Here is a 15,544-nt window from a genome sequence, read left to right on the forward strand (position 1 = left end):
GTGTTAGGCCTGCCGCCAGCGTTCAATCTGAGCCATGATCAAACTCTTCAATTTAAAAGTTTGATGCTCAAAGAATTAAACTTCGTAATGAATTACGTGTTCACTCTTGAGACTTGGTATTCATTTTTCGTCTTGCGACGTTAAGAATCCGTATCTTCGAGTGCCCACACAGATTGTCTGATAAATTGTTAAAGAGCAGTTGCGACGAGCTTTAGCGCACTGTCGTGAGTGTGGCGTATATTACGCTTTCCTCTTTCAGAGTCAACCCTGAATTTCAGGGTTTTTCTCTTCAACCGAACCGGCTGTTTGTGTGAAGTGATTCACATCCGCCGTGTCGATGGAGGTGCATTATAGGGAGTTCTCCGCAGGCCGCAATAGAAAAATTGCAGAAAAATGACTGACTGCTGCATTCCCCAGCAAAACCCCGCTTTATACCTTTTTACGCACAGAGTTATCCACAATCATCAATGTAATTTCTGTATTTTTCCCACGGTAGCCACTGTCAAAATTGTGATCACCATTGAAAGAGAAAAATTCGCGAGCGTTGCGCAAACGTTTTCGTTACAATGCGGGCGAAAAATAAGGATGCCCCGTTAGGGGCGTTAGCTGAGTTTTTCGCGAAAAATTCAGCTAACGCTCTCTGTAATAGTCAAATCCAGGGGATTTACCATGCAACAACGTCGTCCAGTCCGCCGCGCTCTGCTCAGTGTTTCTGACAAAGCCGGTATCGTCGAATTCGCCCAGGCACTTTCCGCACGCGGTGTGGAGCTGCTGTCTACAGGGGGCACTGCCCGTCTGTTAGCAGAAAAAGGTCTGCCGGTAACCGAAGTTTCCGATTACACCGGTTTCCCGGAGATGATGGATGGACGCGTGAAGACCCTGCATCCGAAAGTACATGGTGGCATTCTGGGCCGTCGCGGCCAGGACGATGCCATTATGGAAGAACATCAGATCCAGCCTATCGATATGGTGGTTGTTAACCTGTATCCGTTCGCCCAGACTGTTGCTCGTGAAGGCTGCTCGCTGGAAGATGCGGTTGAGAACATCGATATCGGCGGCCCGACCATGGTGCGCTCCGCCGCTAAGAACCATAAAGATGTCGCAATCGTGGTGAAGAGCAGCGACTACGACGCCATTATTAAAGAGATGGATGACAACGAAGGATCGCTGACGCTTGCAACCCGTTTCGACCTCGCCATCAAAGCCTTCGAACACACTGCCGCCTACGACAGCATGATTGCCAACTACTTCGGCAGCATGGTTCCGGCGTACCACGGTGAAAGCAAAGAAGCCGCCGGTCGCTTCCCACGCACGCTGAACCTGAACTTCATTAAGAAGCAGGATATGCGTTACGGCGAGAACAGCCACCAGCAGGCTGCCTTCTATATAGAAGAGAATGTGAAAGAAGCCTCCGTTGCTACCGCAACCCAGGTTCAGGGTAAAGCCCTCTCTTATAACAACATCGCCGATACCGATGCGGCGCTGGAGTGCGTGAAAGAGTTCGCCGAGCCGGCATGTGTGATTGTGAAGCACGCCAACCCTTGCGGTGTAGCTATCGGCAATTCCATTCTTGATGCTTACGATCGCGCGTACAAAACCGACCCAACCTCCGCATTCGGCGGCATCATTGCCTTTAACCGCGAGCTAGATGCGGAAACCGCACAGGCCATCATTTCTCGTCAGTTTGTCGAAGTGATTATTGCGCCTTCCGCCAGCGAAGAAGCCCTGAAAATCACCGCCGCCAAGCAGAACGTACGCGTTCTGACCTGCGGTCAGTGGGGCGAGCGTGTTCCGGGTCTTGATTTCAAACGCGTGAACGGCGGTCTGCTGGTTCAGGATCGTGACCTGGGGATGGTCGGTGCGGAAGAACTGCGCGTCGTCACCCAACGTCAGCCGACCGAACAGGAACTGCGCGATGCGCTGTTCTGCTGGAAAGTGGCGAAGTTCGTGAAATCCAATGCTATCGTCTATGCCAAAAACAATATGACCATCGGTATTGGCGCGGGCCAGATGAGCCGCGTGTACTCCGCGAAAATCGCCGGTATTAAAGCTGCCGATGAAGGCCTGGAAGTGAAAGGTTCCTCGATGGCTTCTGACGCGTTCTTCCCGTTCCGCGACGGTATTGATGCCGCCGCCGCTGCGGGCGTGACCTGCGTAATCCAGCCTGGCGGTTCCATCCGTGATGACGAAGTGATTGCCGCCGCCGACGAGCACGGTATTGCGATGCTCTTCACCGACATGCGCCACTTCCGCCATTAATGGAGCAATAGATGAAAGTATTAGTGATTGGTAACGGCGGGCGCGAGCACGCGCTGGCCTGGAAAGCGGCCCAGTCGCCGCTGGTTGAGACTGTTTTTGTTGCTCCGGGTAATGCAGGCACTGCGCTGGAACCCGCGCTGCAAAACGTTGCTATTGGCGTGACCGATATCCCGGCGCTGTTGGATTTCGCACAAAACGAAAAGATTGATCTGACCATCGTCGGCCCGGAAGCGCCGCTGGTGAAAGGCGTGGTCGATACCTTCCGCGCCGCCGGGCTGAAAATCTTCGGCCCAACCGCAGGTGCGGCCCAACTGGAAGGCTCAAAAGCGTTTACCAAAGATTTCCTGGCCCGCCATAAGATCCCTACGGCGGAATACCAGAACTTCACCGAGGTAGAACCTGCGCTGGCGTATCTGCGTGAGAAAGGCGCGCCAATCGTCATTAAAGCGGACGGTCTGGCTGCCGGGAAAGGCGTTATCGTGGCGATGACGCTGGAAGAAGCGGAAGCGGCTGTTCACGATATGCTGGCGGGCAACGCTTTTGGCGACGCGGGTCATCGCATCGTTATCGAAGAGTTCCTCGATGGCGAAGAAGCGAGCTTTATCGTGATGGTGGACGGCGAGCATGTGCTGCCGATGGCTACCAGCCAGGATCACAAACGCGTAGGCGATAAAGATACCGGACCAAACACCGGCGGGATGGGCGCTTACTCCCCCGCGCCGGTAGTAACCGATGACGTTCATCAGCGCACCATGGAACGTATTATCTGGCCAACCGTGAAAGGCATGGCGGCGGAAGGCAACACCTACACCGGTTTTCTCTACGCGGGCCTGATGATCGACAAACAGGGCAATCCGAAGGTTATTGAATTTAACTGCCGCTTTGGCGATCCGGAAACCCAGCCGATTATGCTGCGCATGAAGTCCGATCTGGTTGAGCTCTGCCTGGCGGCCTGTGAAAGCAAACTGGACGAGAAAACGTCCGAGTGGGATGAACGCGCTTCTCTCGGCGTGGTGATGGCTGCGGGTGGATATCCGGGTGATTACCGCACCGGTGACGTGATCCACGGCCTGCTGCTGGAAGAAGTGGCAGGCGGCAAAGTGTTCCACGCGGGCACAAAACTGGCGGATGACGAGCAGGTAGTGACCAACGGCGGGCGCGTACTGTGCGTCACCGCGCTGGGTCATACCGTGGCAGAAGCGCAGAAACGCGCCTATGCCTTAATGACCGATATCCACTGGGACGACTGCTTCTGCCGGAAAGATATCGGCTGGCGTGCTATCGAACGCGAGCAGAACTAACGCGACAGTTTTGCCAATAACGTTTTACGCGTGATCCCTAACTGACGGGCGGCTTCAGTTTTGTTGCCGCCCGTTTTCTCCAGTGCCGCCAGAATCACCTCTTTTTCCACTTCCACCAGCGGCTGAATATCCTGACTTTGCCCCAGCGGGATCGGCGTACTGGCAATCGCCAGCGGCAGCTCGCGTTCGGAAATATATTCCCCGGCAGCAGCACCACTGCCCGTTCCACCGCGTTTTCCAGCTCACGAATATTTCCCGGCCAGTCGTAATGAATCAACAGATCCATCGCCTGGGGCGTAAAACCTTTTACCGCCTTGCGATTACGCCCGGCAAAGCGCTGCAGAAAATGGCCAGCCAGCAGAGGGATATCTTCCCGCCGTTGCCGCAGCGATGGTACTTCAATCGCCACCACATTCAGGCGATAGTAGAGATCCTGGCGAAAACGCCCGGCATTCACCTCTGCGGCAAGATCGCGATGGGTCGCCGCAATCAGCCGGACATCAACCGAGATAGTCTGGTTGCTACCGACACGCTGAACTTCGCGCTCCTGAATCGCACGCAGCAGACGCACCTGCATCATCGGCGAGATATCGCCAATTTCATCGAGAAACAGCGTGCCGCCGTCCGCCTCAACAAAGCGCCCTTCCCGGCGTTTATCGGCTCCAGTAAACGCCCCTTTTTCGTGACCGAACAATTCAGATTCCAGCAAGGATTCGTTGAGTGCCGCACAGTTGAGCGTTACCAGCGGTTTTTCGCTACGTGCGCTACTGGCGTGAATCGCCCTGGCGACCAGCTCTTTACCGGTGCCGGAATCGCCGTGGATCAGCACTGTGGCTTCCGATGGCGCGACGAGGGCGATTTCACTGAGCAGGTGTTGCATCGCCGGGCTTTTACCGACCATACCGAACTGGCTGGCAGTCACCGCAGGTGTTTCAGCATCAATACTGTGCGTATGCGCGAGCGCCTTTTCCAGCGTCGCCTGTAGGTTATCGAAATCCAGCGGCTTGATGAGATAATCCAGCGCCCCAGTTTTCAGTGCCTCTACCGCCGTCTCGACGCTGGAGTACGCAGTCATAATCAGCACCGGAATTGCCGGGTTTAACGCTTTGATCTCTTTCAGCGTGGCGATGCCGTCCATCTCCGCCATTCGCACATCGCAAAGCACAAGATCAAAAACCTGTTCCCGCACCTGCTCCAGCGCCTGTCGCCCGCTGTTCGCCAGCGCGACGTTATAGCCCCAGCCGCGCAGTAAAGCCTGCAAAATAGTGCAGTGGCTAATGTCATCATCCACCACCAGAATATCGATATTATCGTGCGTCATCCTTGTGGGTCCTTACGCGTAATATTGACCGGAAGCCAGAGGGTGAACGTTGAGCCTTTTCCCTCCTGGCTTGCGACCTGAATTGTACCACCGTGTTGTTCAACAATATTATGCACGACCGCCAGCCCCAATCCGGTGCCTTCGGCTTTGGTGGTGAAGTACGGAGTGAAGATGGCTTCAAGCTGATCTGCCGCAATTCCCTTACCGCTGTCGGTAACGCTGATTTTCACGCCCGCGCCGCTTTCGCTGACCGTCACGCTAATCACGCCATGCTGAACAATCGCCTGAATAGCATTGAGATAGAGATTCAACAGGACCTGAGTCAGCCTGTCCGGATCGGCCTGAATTTCCGGTAATGTGTCGTTGGCGGTAAAGCGTAACTGGATCTCCCGGCTGTTTGCATCCTGGCTTACCAGCTGTAATGAGTGGTTAATCAGCGTGTTGAGATCCACCGCCTGCAAAGCCAGATGCGTTGGCTTAACCAGTTCCAGCAACTCGCTTACCACGCGGTTTAAACGGTCGGCTTCTTTCGCCATCACCTGCGCCAGTTGATGCGCTTCTCCCCCTGCTGGCGCGCGTTCGGCAAAGTATTTCGCCAGCCCTTTAATTGAGGAAAGTGGATTACGGATTTCGTGGGCAACGCCTGCCGCCAGATGCCCCAGTGCCACCAGCTTCTCTTTGCGCTTCATTTCATCTTGTAGAAGCTGCGCGAGCGCAGATAGCGGCGATACCAGAAGAATGACAATACGCTTGCCAGCAAGACCGTCGCCAGGGCGAAGAGGATAATCAGGGTGTTTCTCTGCTCACGATCTTCGGCACTCACAATATTACTGGCGTCGAAAGCGATGAAAATTGCTTGTGGTGTCGCGGCATACTGCTGCATATGGCGCATCCGGTGCATTCCAGCAGCAAACATCGGTTGAAACTGGCGATAAATTTCCAGAACAGGCTCACCGTCTGCGCTATCGATCCGCCGCCACGCTTCTTCATCTCCCGGATGTAACTGCTGCATTTCCTGCGGGGAATAAAGCTGTTTTCCCACCATGCCGGAGTTGCTATGCATCACGATTGTTCCTTGTTCATCCGTGACCGCAAACCAACGTACTCCAGGCTGCCCGGCCATTTCTTCCAGTAAGGCCTGCTGCTGCGCATGATGCATGCGCATCCCCATGCCGACGCGCGAGCCGGATTCAAGAGCGCGAATAAGTACACTGCCTTTTTCCAGCAGCGTTTGTCTGGCGGCGGCAGTCTCGCGCCCATAATCGCGAATCACCGTCACCGCAAACAACCCTACCAGCCCAACAATGACCACGGGGAGGATCGCGCTTAACCATTTAGCTAAGGAGTCTTTAGAACGTTGCATAAAACGCATCTTCTTCTTTGCCTGCTCATCCCTTTCTGACAGCAGAAATCATGCCATCTTTTATCAGCGCTTACCCTGCGCTGTAACACAAAGGCTTAAGTTTCAATGAGTAAAAATGACTCGCTACCCGCAGCAGGCGAGTCATTTTTACTCGTTTATCATGCCAGATTACCCGTCATATCAGCGTTTCATCGTTGGCACGGAAGATGCAATACCCGAAGTAAGACAACCACTGGAGGATTAACCATGAAACGGAACACGAAAATTGCCCTGGTAATGATGGCGCTTTCAGCAATGGCGATGGGATCGACATCTGCATTTGCTCACGGCGGACACGGTATGTGGCAGCAAAATGCCGCGCCTTTGACCAGCGAACAACAGACAGCGTGGCAGAAAATCCATAATGACTTTTACGCTCAAAGCAGCGCACTGCAACAGCAACTGGTGACGAAGCGTTATGAATACAATGCCCTGTTAGCCGCGAACCCACCGGATAGCAGCAAAATTAACGCGGTCGCCAAAGAGATGGAGAATTTGCGTCAGTCGTTAGATGAGTTACGGGTGAAACGAGATATCGCGATGGCTGAAGCGGGTATTCCGCGCGGAGCCGGAATGGGCATGGGCTACGGCGGCTGCGGTGGTGGCGGTCATATGGGTATGGGCCACTGGTAAATCAGAACGTTTTCTCGTTGGGTTGCCAGCGACAGAAATCAGAGTTTGCCACTAACAGTAATTGCGAACCTTCGGGCGCTTCCAGCCATGCCACGCTGACATCAACAGAAGAGCGGCTCTGGCGGCGCTCGATATGCGCTATCGCCTGCGAATCTAAATCAGGTTTAATGGTTTGCCCTTCGCAGGTGGTCACGGTCTGTTCCATCGCATGCCAGCGCCCCTGGCGCAGCACGACTCTCCCCTGACGTAAGGCATCGCTAATCTGGCGGATCTGATCAGCACGATAACGGTATAAATCGATTTGGTCGTTAGAAAGCTGCTGCTTTTCCCCATCGGATTCACGTTGCATAAAGCTCAGATCACCGCGATCGTCAAAACGCGCGCGAATATTCACCGGCGGTTTGCTGTAAACATTGATATTGATGAGCGTGAGGTTATCGCCCTGCCAGCGATACTCTCGCGTCGTGGTATCGCCACTGCGCCACGGGCTAAACACGGCAAGCAGATGCACATTATCGCCGCTGTCTTTTCGCCAGATGCGTACCGCGCCCTGGTCTTCAGCAAATCCACTGGCGGTAAAGGGAGGAAGTGAAGAGTTATGACTACAGGCAGTGAGAAGCAGAGCGCCAGCCAGCATCAATGATCGACGCCAGAAAGACAAAAGGGGTGAAACCACCCCTTCGTTAAAACTGTTCACTGCCACGCAATCTTACTTAACTGCGTCTTTCAGTGCCTTGCCAGAAACAAATGCCGGTACGTTAGCTGCGGCAATTTTGATTTCTTTACCGGTCTGCGGGTTGCGGCCAGTACGCTCAGCGCGGTGGTTCACTTTGAAGGTACCGAAACCAACCAGTTGTACAGCATCGCCTTCTTTCAGAGACTCAGTAATTGCAGCCAGAGTGGACTCCAGAGCAGCTTTAGCCTGGGTTTTGGACAGTTCTGCTTTCTCTGCAATTACATCAATCAGTTGAGTCTTGTTCATAAGTTATCCTTACAATGTGTTTATCGCTTGCTAAGCATCGAGTGCGACGGAAATGCCAGAATAGCACTCTCCTGCATACACGCACCGATAGCCACTTTTTTTCGCCCCCCAAATGTAGACCAGACGGGGGGGCGAAAGGGAAGACTCCAAGTACGACAAATCAGGCGTTAAATCACGTTTTCTGGTCTTATTGCTGAAAAATTATACCAATATTGCTCTCACCCGCCTCACGCAGGTCTGCCCTAAGGCCTTTTATCAGCTCGATATCGCGTTCTTCGCACTCAGCTAAAAGTCGGAATATTTCCCACTGAATGTCCCATTCTTGCTCTACAGCTGGGTTTTCTTTAAGCTCTTCATCGCTCATTTCGCGACCAACCTGAGTCATTTCCAGCATCGCAACGGTCGTGATGGAGGTCTTACTCACTTCCACCGCGTGTTCGAGCGTTTCACCACTCAAACGCGAATGGACCAGTTCACTTAACACCACGCAGGCATCGATTGCCGGATAAACGCCGTACAGATCGAAATCGTCGGCTGAAGGAATCGCTTCTTCAAATTTCTCCAGTTGGCTGTCGAAATTTACTTTTGCGTCTTTAACGGTCAGCGTTTCCCAGATGAGATCGAGAATACGACGGTAAATTTGCCCATCACCAAAACCGGTTTGCTGGCAGAACATGGCGTAATTGGGGTACATGCGTTCGCATAAGCAAGCCATGAAAGTGACATGCTGCCAGCTTTCCAGGCGCTCCAGACGCAGATGAATTGGGTTTTGTAACATGTTAAGTTCTCAAATACGGAAATTATCCGCAGTTTACCTGAATTAGGGCTGATTTGCTGTATAGCGCACGAACGCCGGACGTTCCGAGGCCACCGCGTCCGCCCAGCGCGTTGGCTCCGGCAGACGATAGCCTTTCATGCAGCGTTGTACCCACGCCAGCGCGCTGTCCACGCTGACCCGATGGCCGGTAGCGATAAACAACGGGTTACAGCGCGCTTTGCTGCGCCAGACCCAGGCCAGCTGCTCGCCTTTATCCATCAGTGGGGCCAGCGCGCCCGGTTCGCTGGAGAGCGGTTCGAATTTACCGCAGAGCCGTTTTTTCGCCACGCCGATCGTTGGCACATCCACCATCAAACCAAAATGGCTGGCGACGCCAAGACGGCGAGGATGCGAGATCCCATGACCATCGACAAACACTAAATCCGGCTTTTGCGACAGCATCTCCCACGCTGCCAGCAGCGCAGGATATTCGCGGAAGGAAAGAAAACCTGGAATGTAAGGCATGGTGGTGGCGATGCGGGCAACTTTATACTCCACCAGCTCAAGCGAGGGATATTTCAGCAGCACCATCGCCGCTCGCGTCACTTCTCCGCCCTGCTCAAACCCGACATCGGCTCCGGCGATCAGATCCGGTGGATCTTTATCGAGTCGATCCTCGCGGATCACAGAAGAAGCCAGTTCGATTTGTTGAGCGCGTAATGACGCGAGATCCATAATCACTCCTTAGCGGTGATATTGTTCAGACAGTCGATGCACTGCCTCCACGAACACGCCAGCATGTTCTGGCGGCACATCCTGATGAATGCCGTGACCAAGGTTAAAGACATGACCTTCGCCGTGACCGAAACCTGCAAGTATAGTCGCTACTTCTTCTTCAATGCGGGCAGGCGGCGCGTACAGCATCGACGGATCCATATTACCCTGCAACGCGACTTTATTGCCCACACGGCGGCGCGCATCGGCGATATCCGTTGTCCAGTCGAGGCCCAACGCATCGCAACCGGTTTCTGCCATCGCTTCCAGCCACTGTCCGCCGCCTTTGGTAAACAGCGTGACCGGTACGCGGCGACCGTCGTTTTCACGCAGTAAACCATCAACAATTTTATGCATGTAATAGAGCGAGAACTGTTGATAATCGCGCCCGGTAAGCACACCGCCCCAGGTGTCGAAAATCATCACTGCCTGAGCACCGGCTTTAATCTGCGCATTCAGATACAAAGTGACGCTTTTCGCCAGTTTATCGAGTAGAGCGTGCAGCGCCTGCGGATCGGCATACATCATTTTTTTGATCACGGTGAAGGCTTTGCTGCTGCCGCCTTCCACCATGTAGGTTGCCAGCGTCCACGGGCTGCCGGAAAAACCAATCAGCGGCACTTCGCCTTTCAGTTCGCGACGAATGGTACGCACCGCGTTCATCACGTAACCCAGCTCATCTTCCGGGTCCGGAATTGGCAGCTTATCGACGTCGGCTTTGCAGGTGACTGGCGAGGTAAAACGCGGACCTTCTCCGGCTTCAAAATAGAGCCCTAACCCCATCGCGTCCGGCACGGTGAGGATATCGGAAAAGAGGATCGCCGCATCCAGCGGGTAGCGACGCAGCGGTTGCAAAGTCACTTCGCACGCCAGCTCGGCGTTTTTGCACAGCGACATAAAATCGCCCGCCTGGGCGCGCGTGACTTTATATTCCGGTAGATAGCGACCCGCCTGGCGCATCATCCATACTGGAGTGACATCAACGGGCTGGCGCAGCAGCGCCCGCAGATAACGATCGTTTTTAAGTTCGGTCATTTTGGCTGTTCCTTAGTGCGTCAGGCGGTCAGTGTATCATCACTCATACTCTGCCCGACACATCGCCACAGTATCTTCTATCAGACGGCGCGCTACGGTGCCGGGCGGCGGGAGTAACGGCAAATCGTCATAGCGATACCAGTTCGCCTCGAGCAATTCTTTCGGGTCGATCACGATGTCGCCGCTGTCATATTCCGCCATAAACGCGGTCATTAAAGACTGAGGAAACGGCCACGGCTGAGAAGTCACGTAACGCAAGTTTTTAACTTTAATTCCGCTCTCTTCCATCACTTCCCGCGCGACTGCCTGCTCGAGGGTTTCGCCCACTTCGACGAATCCGGCAAGTACTGTATGGACACCGTTACGATGGCGGGTATGCTGGGCGAGGAGGATCGAATCATCGCGACGGATGGCAACAATAATGCAGGGGGCGATTTGCGGGTAGTAACGCTCACGGCAATGGCTGCACAGCATCGCCCATTCGGTTTTGCTCGGATACATTTCATGCCCGCAGTAACCACAGTATTTATGCGATCGGTAAAACTCCGCCAGTTGTACGCCTCGTCCGGCCAGTTGAAACAGCACAACATCGAGATCAATGACCTGACGTACCGACCCCATATCGTGACGCCGCTGCTGTTGTACTAACCAAACAGGTTCCCCCTGCCATTCGCCGATTTGTAGTGCGCGCTGACCCACAAGATCGAAATTTGCCGCTTCGCCATATGGCAATTCTCCCTTCGGCAACCATAATTTTTGTTCATGGCTGACGACCCACCAGCCGTGATCTAATTTTTCAATTATACGATCCATAGCTCTTGCACTACCTTTGCATCACTGGCATGTTTAACATGGTTTTTACATTTCTCACTGAGCAGTTTTTGAATACAAACTTGCGGAGTCAATCATGCTTAACCAGCTCGATAACCTGACGGAGCGCGTCAGAGGAAGTAACAAACTGGTTGATCGCTGGCTACATGTACGTAAGCATCTGCTCGTGGCTTACTACAATCTGGTTGGCATTAAGCCTGGCAAAGAATCGTACATGAGGCTAAACGAAAAAGCCCTTGATGATTTTTGTCAGAGCCTGGTCGATTACTTGTCTGCCGGACATTTCAGTATTTATGAGCGCATTCTTCATAAGCTGGAAGGCAACGGGCAACTCGCGCGCGCCGCGAAGATTTGGCCGCAACTCGAAGCCAATACCCAACAGATTATGGATTACTACGATTCCAGCCTGGAAACCGCCATCGATCATGATAATTACCTTGAGTTTCAAAAGGTTTTATCTGACATCGGCGAGGCGCTGGAAGCGCGCTTTGTGCTGGAAGATAAGCTGATTCTGCTGGTGCTTGACGCCGCCCGCGTCAAACATCCTGCTTGAGTTCTGCGCTGTTAACGCGTAATTTACATTCAACGCCCCGTTTGTGGGGGCTAATTTCTTGTCGGAGTGCCTTAACTGGCTGAGACCGTTTATTCGGGATCCGCGGAACCTGATCAGGCTAATACCTGCGAAGGGAACAAGAGTTAATCTGCTATCGCATCGCCTTTGCGGCGATCGTCTCTTGCTTCATCCGTCGTCTGACAAGCCACGTCCTTAACTTTTTGGAATGAGCTATGTCTGCAACAAAACTGACCCGCCGCGAACAACGCGCCCGGGCCCAACATTTTATCGACACCCTGGAAGGCACCGCCTTTCCCAACTCAAAACGCATTTACCTCACTGGCACACACTCTGGCGTTCGCGTGCCGATGCGTGAGATCCAGCTTAGCCCGACGCTAATCGGCGGCAGCAAAGAACAGCCGCAGTTTGAAGAAAACGAAGCGATTCCGGTCTACGACACCTCCGGCCCATATGGCGATCCGCAGATCGCCATTAACGTGCAGCAAGGGCTGGCAAAACTACGCCAGCCGTGGATCGATGCGCGCGGCGATACCGAAGAACTTACCGTGCGCAGTTCCGATTACACTAAAGCGCGGCTGGCAGATGATGGCCTCGACGAACTGCGTTTTAGCGGCGTACTAACACCAAAACGCGCCAAAGCAGGACGCCGTGTCACCCAACTGCACTACGCCCGCCAGGGCATCATCACTCCGGAAATGGAATTCATCGCCATCCGCGAGAATATGGGCCGCGAGCGCATACGTAGCGAAGTTTTACGCCACCAGCATCCGGGAATGAGCTTTGGCGCACGTCTGCCGGAAAATATCACTGCGGAATTTGTCCGTGATGAAGTTGCTGCCGGACGTGCGATTATCCCGGCCAACATTAATCATCCGGAATCGGAGCCGATGATTATTGGCCGTAACTTCCTGGTAAAAGTTAACGCCAATATCGGCAACTCGGCGGTCACCTCTTCCATCGAAGAAGAAGTGGAAAAGCTGGTATGGTCCACGCGCTGGGGAGCGGATACGGTGATGGATCTCTCCACCGGTCGCTATATTCACGAAACCCGCGAGTGGATTTTGCGTAACAGTCCGGTGCCGATCGGTACAGTGCCGATCTACCAGGCGCTGGAGAAGGTTAACGGGATCGCCGAAGATCTTACCTGGGAAGCGTTCCGCGACACGCTGCTGGAACAGGCCGAGCAAGGTGTGGATTACTTCACTATCCATGCGGGCGTACTGTTGCGCTATGTGCCGATGACCGCGAAACGCCTGACCGGTATCGTCTCTCGCGGCGGTTCGATTATGGCGAAATGGTGCCTCTCCCATCATCAGGAAAATTTCCTCTATCAACACTTCCGCGAAATTTGTGAAATCTGTGCCGCTTATGACGTTTCGCTGTCGCTGGGCGACGGTCTGCGCCCCGGTTCTATTCAGGACGCCAACGATGAAGCGCAGTTTGCCGAGCTGCATACGCTGGGCGAACTGACCAAAATTGCCTGGGAATATGACGTGCAGGTGATGATTGAAGGCCCAGGCCACGTGCCGATGCAGATGATCCGCCGCAATATGACCGAGGAGTTAGAGCACTGCCACGAAGCGCCGTTTTACACTCTGGGGCCGCTAACTACCGATATTGCGCCGGGCTATGACCACTTCACGTCGGGGATTGGTGCGGCGATGATTGGCTGGTTTGGCTGCGCGATGCTCTGTTACGTAACACCAAAAGAGCATCTGGGTCTGCCTAATAAAGAAGATGTTAAGCAGGGGCTTATCACCTATAAGATTGCCGCCCACGCCGCTGACCTGGCGAAAGGGCATCCGGGCGCGCAAATTCGCGATAACGCCATGTCGAAAGCCCGCTTCGAATTTCGCTGGGAAGACCAGTTTAATCTGGCCCTCGACCCGTTTACCGCCCGCGCTTATCACGATGAAACCCTGCCGCAAGAGTCAGGTAAAGTCGCCCATTTTTGCTCCATGTGTGGGCCGAAATTCTGCTCGATGAAAATCAGCCAGGAAGTGCGTGATTACGCCGCCACGCAAACTATTGAAATGGGAATGGCGGATATGTCGGAGAACTTCCGTGCCAGAGGCGGAGAAATCTACCTGCGTAAGGAGGAAGCGTGATGTATCAGCCTGATTTTCCTCCTGTACCTTTTCGTTTAGGACTGTACCCAGTGGTGGACAGCGTACAGTGGATCGAACGTCTGTTGGATGCAGGCGTACGTACTCTCCAGCTACGCATCAAAGATCGGCGCGATGAAGAGGTGGAAGCCGATGTCGTGGCGGCAATTGCGCTGGGCCGCCGCTATAACGCGCGATTGTTTATCAACGATTACTGGCGGCTCGCGATCAAGCATCAGGCGTATGGCGTCCATTTGGGGCAGGAAGATTTGCAAGCCACCGATCTCAATGCCATCCGCGCGGCAGGCCTGCGGCTGGGTGTTTCGACACATGACGATATGGAAATCGACGTCGCGCTGGCAGCACGCCCCTCTTATATCGCGCTGGGACATGTGTTCCCGACGCAAACCAAACAGATGCCTTCTGCACCGCAGGGGCTGGAACAGCTGGCACGGCATGTTGAGCGACTGGCGGATTATCCCACCGTGGCGATTGGCGGTATCAGTCTGGCACGCGCGCCTGCGGTGATAGCAACGGGTGTCGGCAGTATCGCCGTCATCAGCGCCATTACTCAAGCCGCAGACTGGCGTTTGGCAACGGCACAGTTGCTGGAAATTGCAGGAGTTGGCGATGAATGACCGTGATTTTATGCGTTATAGCCGCCAAATCCTGCTCGATGATATCGCTCTTGACGGGCAGCAAAAACTGCTCGACAGCCAGGTGCTGATTATCGGTCTTGGCGGGCTGGGTACACCTGCTGCGCTATACCTGGCGGGCGCTGGCGTCGGGACGCTGGTACTGGCAGATGACGACGATGTGCATTTAAGCAATCTGTAACGACAAATTCTCTTTACCACTGAAGATATCAACAGCCCGAAATCGCAGGTCAGCCAACAGCGACTGACACAGTTGAATCCCGACATTCAACTGACAGCATTACAACAACGGTTAACGGGTGAGGCGTTAAAAGATGCGGTTGCACGGGCCGATGTGGTGCTCGACTGTACCGACAATATGGCGACTCGCCAGGAGATTAATGCCGCCTGCGTGGTACTCAACACGCCGCTTATCACCGCCAGCGCGGTCGGATTTGGCGGTCAGTTGATGGTACTGACGCCGCCCTGGGAGCAGGGGTGTTACCGCTGCCTGTGGCCAGATAACCAGGAGCCAGAACGCAACTGCCGCACGGCGGGCGTGGTTGGCCCGGTGGTCGGGGTTATGGGCACTTTGCAGGCACTGGAAGCCATTAAGTTATTAAGCGGTATAGAGACACCTGCGGGAGAACTCCGACTGTTCGACGGTAAATCGAGCCAGTGGCGCAGCCTGGCGTTGCGCCGCGCCAGTGGTTGCCCGGTATGCGGAGGAAGCAATGCAGATCCTGTTTAACGATCAACCGATGCAGTGCGCCACCGGGCAAACTGTTCACGAACTACTGGAGCAACTCGACCAACGACAAGCGGGCGCGGCTCTGGCGATTAATCAGCAAATCGTCCCGCGTGAGCAGTGGACGCAACATATCCTGCAGGATGGCGACCAGATCCTGCTTTTTCAGGTTATTGCAGGGGGTTGA

General features: G+C 54.2%; 13 protein-coding genes, 3 pseudogenes and 1 riboswitch. Of the genes and pseudogenes, 8 read left to right on the plus strand and 8 right to left on the minus strand.

Annotated features, from left to right (window positions below; translation table 11 throughout):
- Nucleotides 1–669: 669 nt before the first annotated feature.
- Together purH and purD are read left to right on the plus strand one after the other, a co-directional pair.
- Nucleotides 670–2,259 carry a bifunctional phosphoribosylaminoimidazolecarboxamide formyltransferase/IMP cyclohydrolase gene (gene purH / locus BHE85_RS13490; protein ID WP_001187566.1) on the plus strand — a complete coding sequence of 530 codons (1,590 nt, stop codon included), beginning with the start codon at nucleotides 670–672 and terminating at the stop codon, nucleotides 2,257–2,259.
- An 11-nt stretch (nucleotides 2,260–2,270) separates the two neighbouring features.
- Entirely contained in the window at nucleotides 2,271–3,560 is a 1,290-nt protein-coding gene (gene purD / locus BHE85_RS13495) for a phosphoribosylamine--glycine ligase (protein ID WP_000866799.1), read from the plus strand.
- Here the strand turns inward: purD and zraR are convergent.
- Nucleotides 3,557–4,881, minus strand: a pseudogene (gene zraR, locus BHE85_RS13500) (sigma-54-dependent response regulator transcription factor ZraR). The gene purD and the pseudogene zraR sit on opposite strands and share 4 nt — an antisense overlap.
- Nucleotides 4,878–6,253: pseudogene (gene zraS / locus BHE85_RS13505) on the minus strand (two-component system sensor histidine kinase ZraS). Before zraS ends, zraR begins: the two co-directional pseudogenes overlap by 4 nt.
- Before the next feature lie 237 nt (nucleotides 6,254–6,490).
- On the opposite strand from zraS, the gene zraP reads away from it, so the two are divergent.
- The gene (zraP, locus tag BHE85_RS13510) at nucleotides 6,491–6,916 is read left to right on the plus strand and encodes a zinc resistance sensor/chaperone ZraP (protein WP_000828222.1); all 426 of its coding nucleotides are present in this window, start codon (nucleotides 6,491–6,493) and stop codon (nucleotides 6,914–6,916) included.
- Nucleotide 6,917: 1 nt separating this feature from the next.
- Here the strand turns inward: zraP and BHE85_RS13515 are convergent, their stop codons facing one another.
- The 6 genes from BHE85_RS13515 to nudC form a co-directional block, all read right to left on the minus strand.
- Nucleotides 6,918–7,613 (minus strand): DUF1481 domain-containing protein, encoded by a 696-nt coding sequence (locus BHE85_RS13515; RefSeq protein WP_001084037.1) that lies wholly within the window; start codon nucleotides 7,611–7,613, stop codon nucleotides 6,918–6,920.
- A gap of 12 nt (nucleotides 7,614–7,625) precedes the next feature.
- Nucleotides 7,626–7,898: a nucleoid-associated protein HU-alpha gene (gene hupA, locus BHE85_RS13520; RefSeq protein WP_001044513.1), complete on the minus strand. Its 273-nt coding sequence runs from the start codon at nucleotides 7,896–7,898 to the stop codon at nucleotides 7,626–7,628.
- Between the two features lie 187 nt (nucleotides 7,899–8,085).
- Complete coding sequence (locus BHE85_RS13525; protein WP_000941117.1) at nucleotides 8,086–8,676, minus strand: YjaG family protein; 591 nt, start codon at nucleotides 8,674–8,676, stop codon at nucleotides 8,086–8,088.
- 42 nt (nucleotides 8,677–8,718) lie between these two features.
- Complete coding sequence (gene nfi / locus BHE85_RS13530; RefSeq protein ID WP_000362392.1) at nucleotides 8,719–9,390, minus strand: deoxyribonuclease V; 672 nt, start codon at nucleotides 9,388–9,390, stop codon at nucleotides 8,719–8,721.
- 9 nt (nucleotides 9,391–9,399) lie between these two features.
- The gene (hemE, locus tag BHE85_RS13535; RefSeq protein ID WP_000137674.1) at nucleotides 9,400–10,464 is read right to left on the minus strand and encodes a uroporphyrinogen decarboxylase; all 1,065 of its coding nucleotides are present in this window, start codon (nucleotides 10,462–10,464) and stop codon (nucleotides 9,400–9,402) included.
- A 39-nt stretch (nucleotides 10,465–10,503) separates the two neighbouring features.
- Nucleotides 10,504–11,277: an NAD(+) diphosphatase gene (gene nudC, locus BHE85_RS13540; RefSeq protein WP_000373946.1), complete on the minus strand. Its 774-nt coding sequence runs from the start codon at nucleotides 11,275–11,277 to the stop codon at nucleotides 10,504–10,506.
- Between the two features lie 94 nt (nucleotides 11,278–11,371).
- Here nudC and rsd point away from each other — a divergent pair, with 94 nt between their 5' ends.
- The 5 genes and pseudogenes from rsd to thiS all read left to right on the plus strand — a co-directional run bounded on the left by rsd (nucleotide 11,372) and on the right by thiS (nucleotide 15,544).
- Nucleotides 11,372–11,848, plus strand: coding sequence for a sigma D regulator (rsd, locus tag BHE85_RS13545; protein WP_000934301.1), 477 nt, complete (start codon nucleotides 11,372–11,374; stop codon nucleotides 11,846–11,848).
- Nucleotides 11,849–11,900: 52 nt separating this feature from the next.
- Nucleotides 11,901–12,001: riboswitch (TPP riboswitch) on the plus strand.
- Nucleotides 12,002–12,081: 80 nt separating this feature from the next.
- Nucleotides 12,082–13,977 (plus strand): phosphomethylpyrimidine synthase ThiC, encoded by a 1,896-nt coding sequence (gene thiC, locus BHE85_RS13550; protein ID WP_001276939.1) that lies wholly within the window; start codon nucleotides 12,082–12,084, stop codon nucleotides 13,975–13,977.
- Nucleotides 13,977–14,612 carry a thiamine phosphate synthase gene (thiE, locus tag BHE85_RS13555; protein WP_000284599.1) on the plus strand — a complete coding sequence of 212 codons (636 nt, stop codon included), beginning with the start codon at nucleotides 13,977–13,979 and terminating at the stop codon, nucleotides 14,610–14,612. Before thiC ends, thiE begins: the two co-directional genes overlap by 1 nt.
- Nucleotides 14,605–15,360: pseudogene (thiF, locus tag BHE85_RS13560) on the plus strand (thiazole biosynthesis adenylyltransferase ThiF). Before thiE ends, thiF begins: the two are co-directional and overlap by 8 nt.
- Nucleotides 15,344–15,544 (plus strand): sulfur carrier protein ThiS, encoded by a 201-nt coding sequence (thiS, locus tag BHE85_RS13565; RefSeq protein WP_001166241.1) that lies wholly within the window; start codon nucleotides 15,344–15,346, stop codon nucleotides 15,542–15,544. The pseudogene thiF and the gene thiS overlap by 17 nt, the downstream one beginning before the upstream one ends.

Origin of the sequence: Shigella sp. FC1567 (assembly GCF_001743015.1) — a bacterium.
In the GTDB taxonomy this organism is placed as follows: Bacteria; Pseudomonadota; Gammaproteobacteria; order Enterobacterales; family Enterobacteriaceae; genus Escherichia; species Escherichia coli.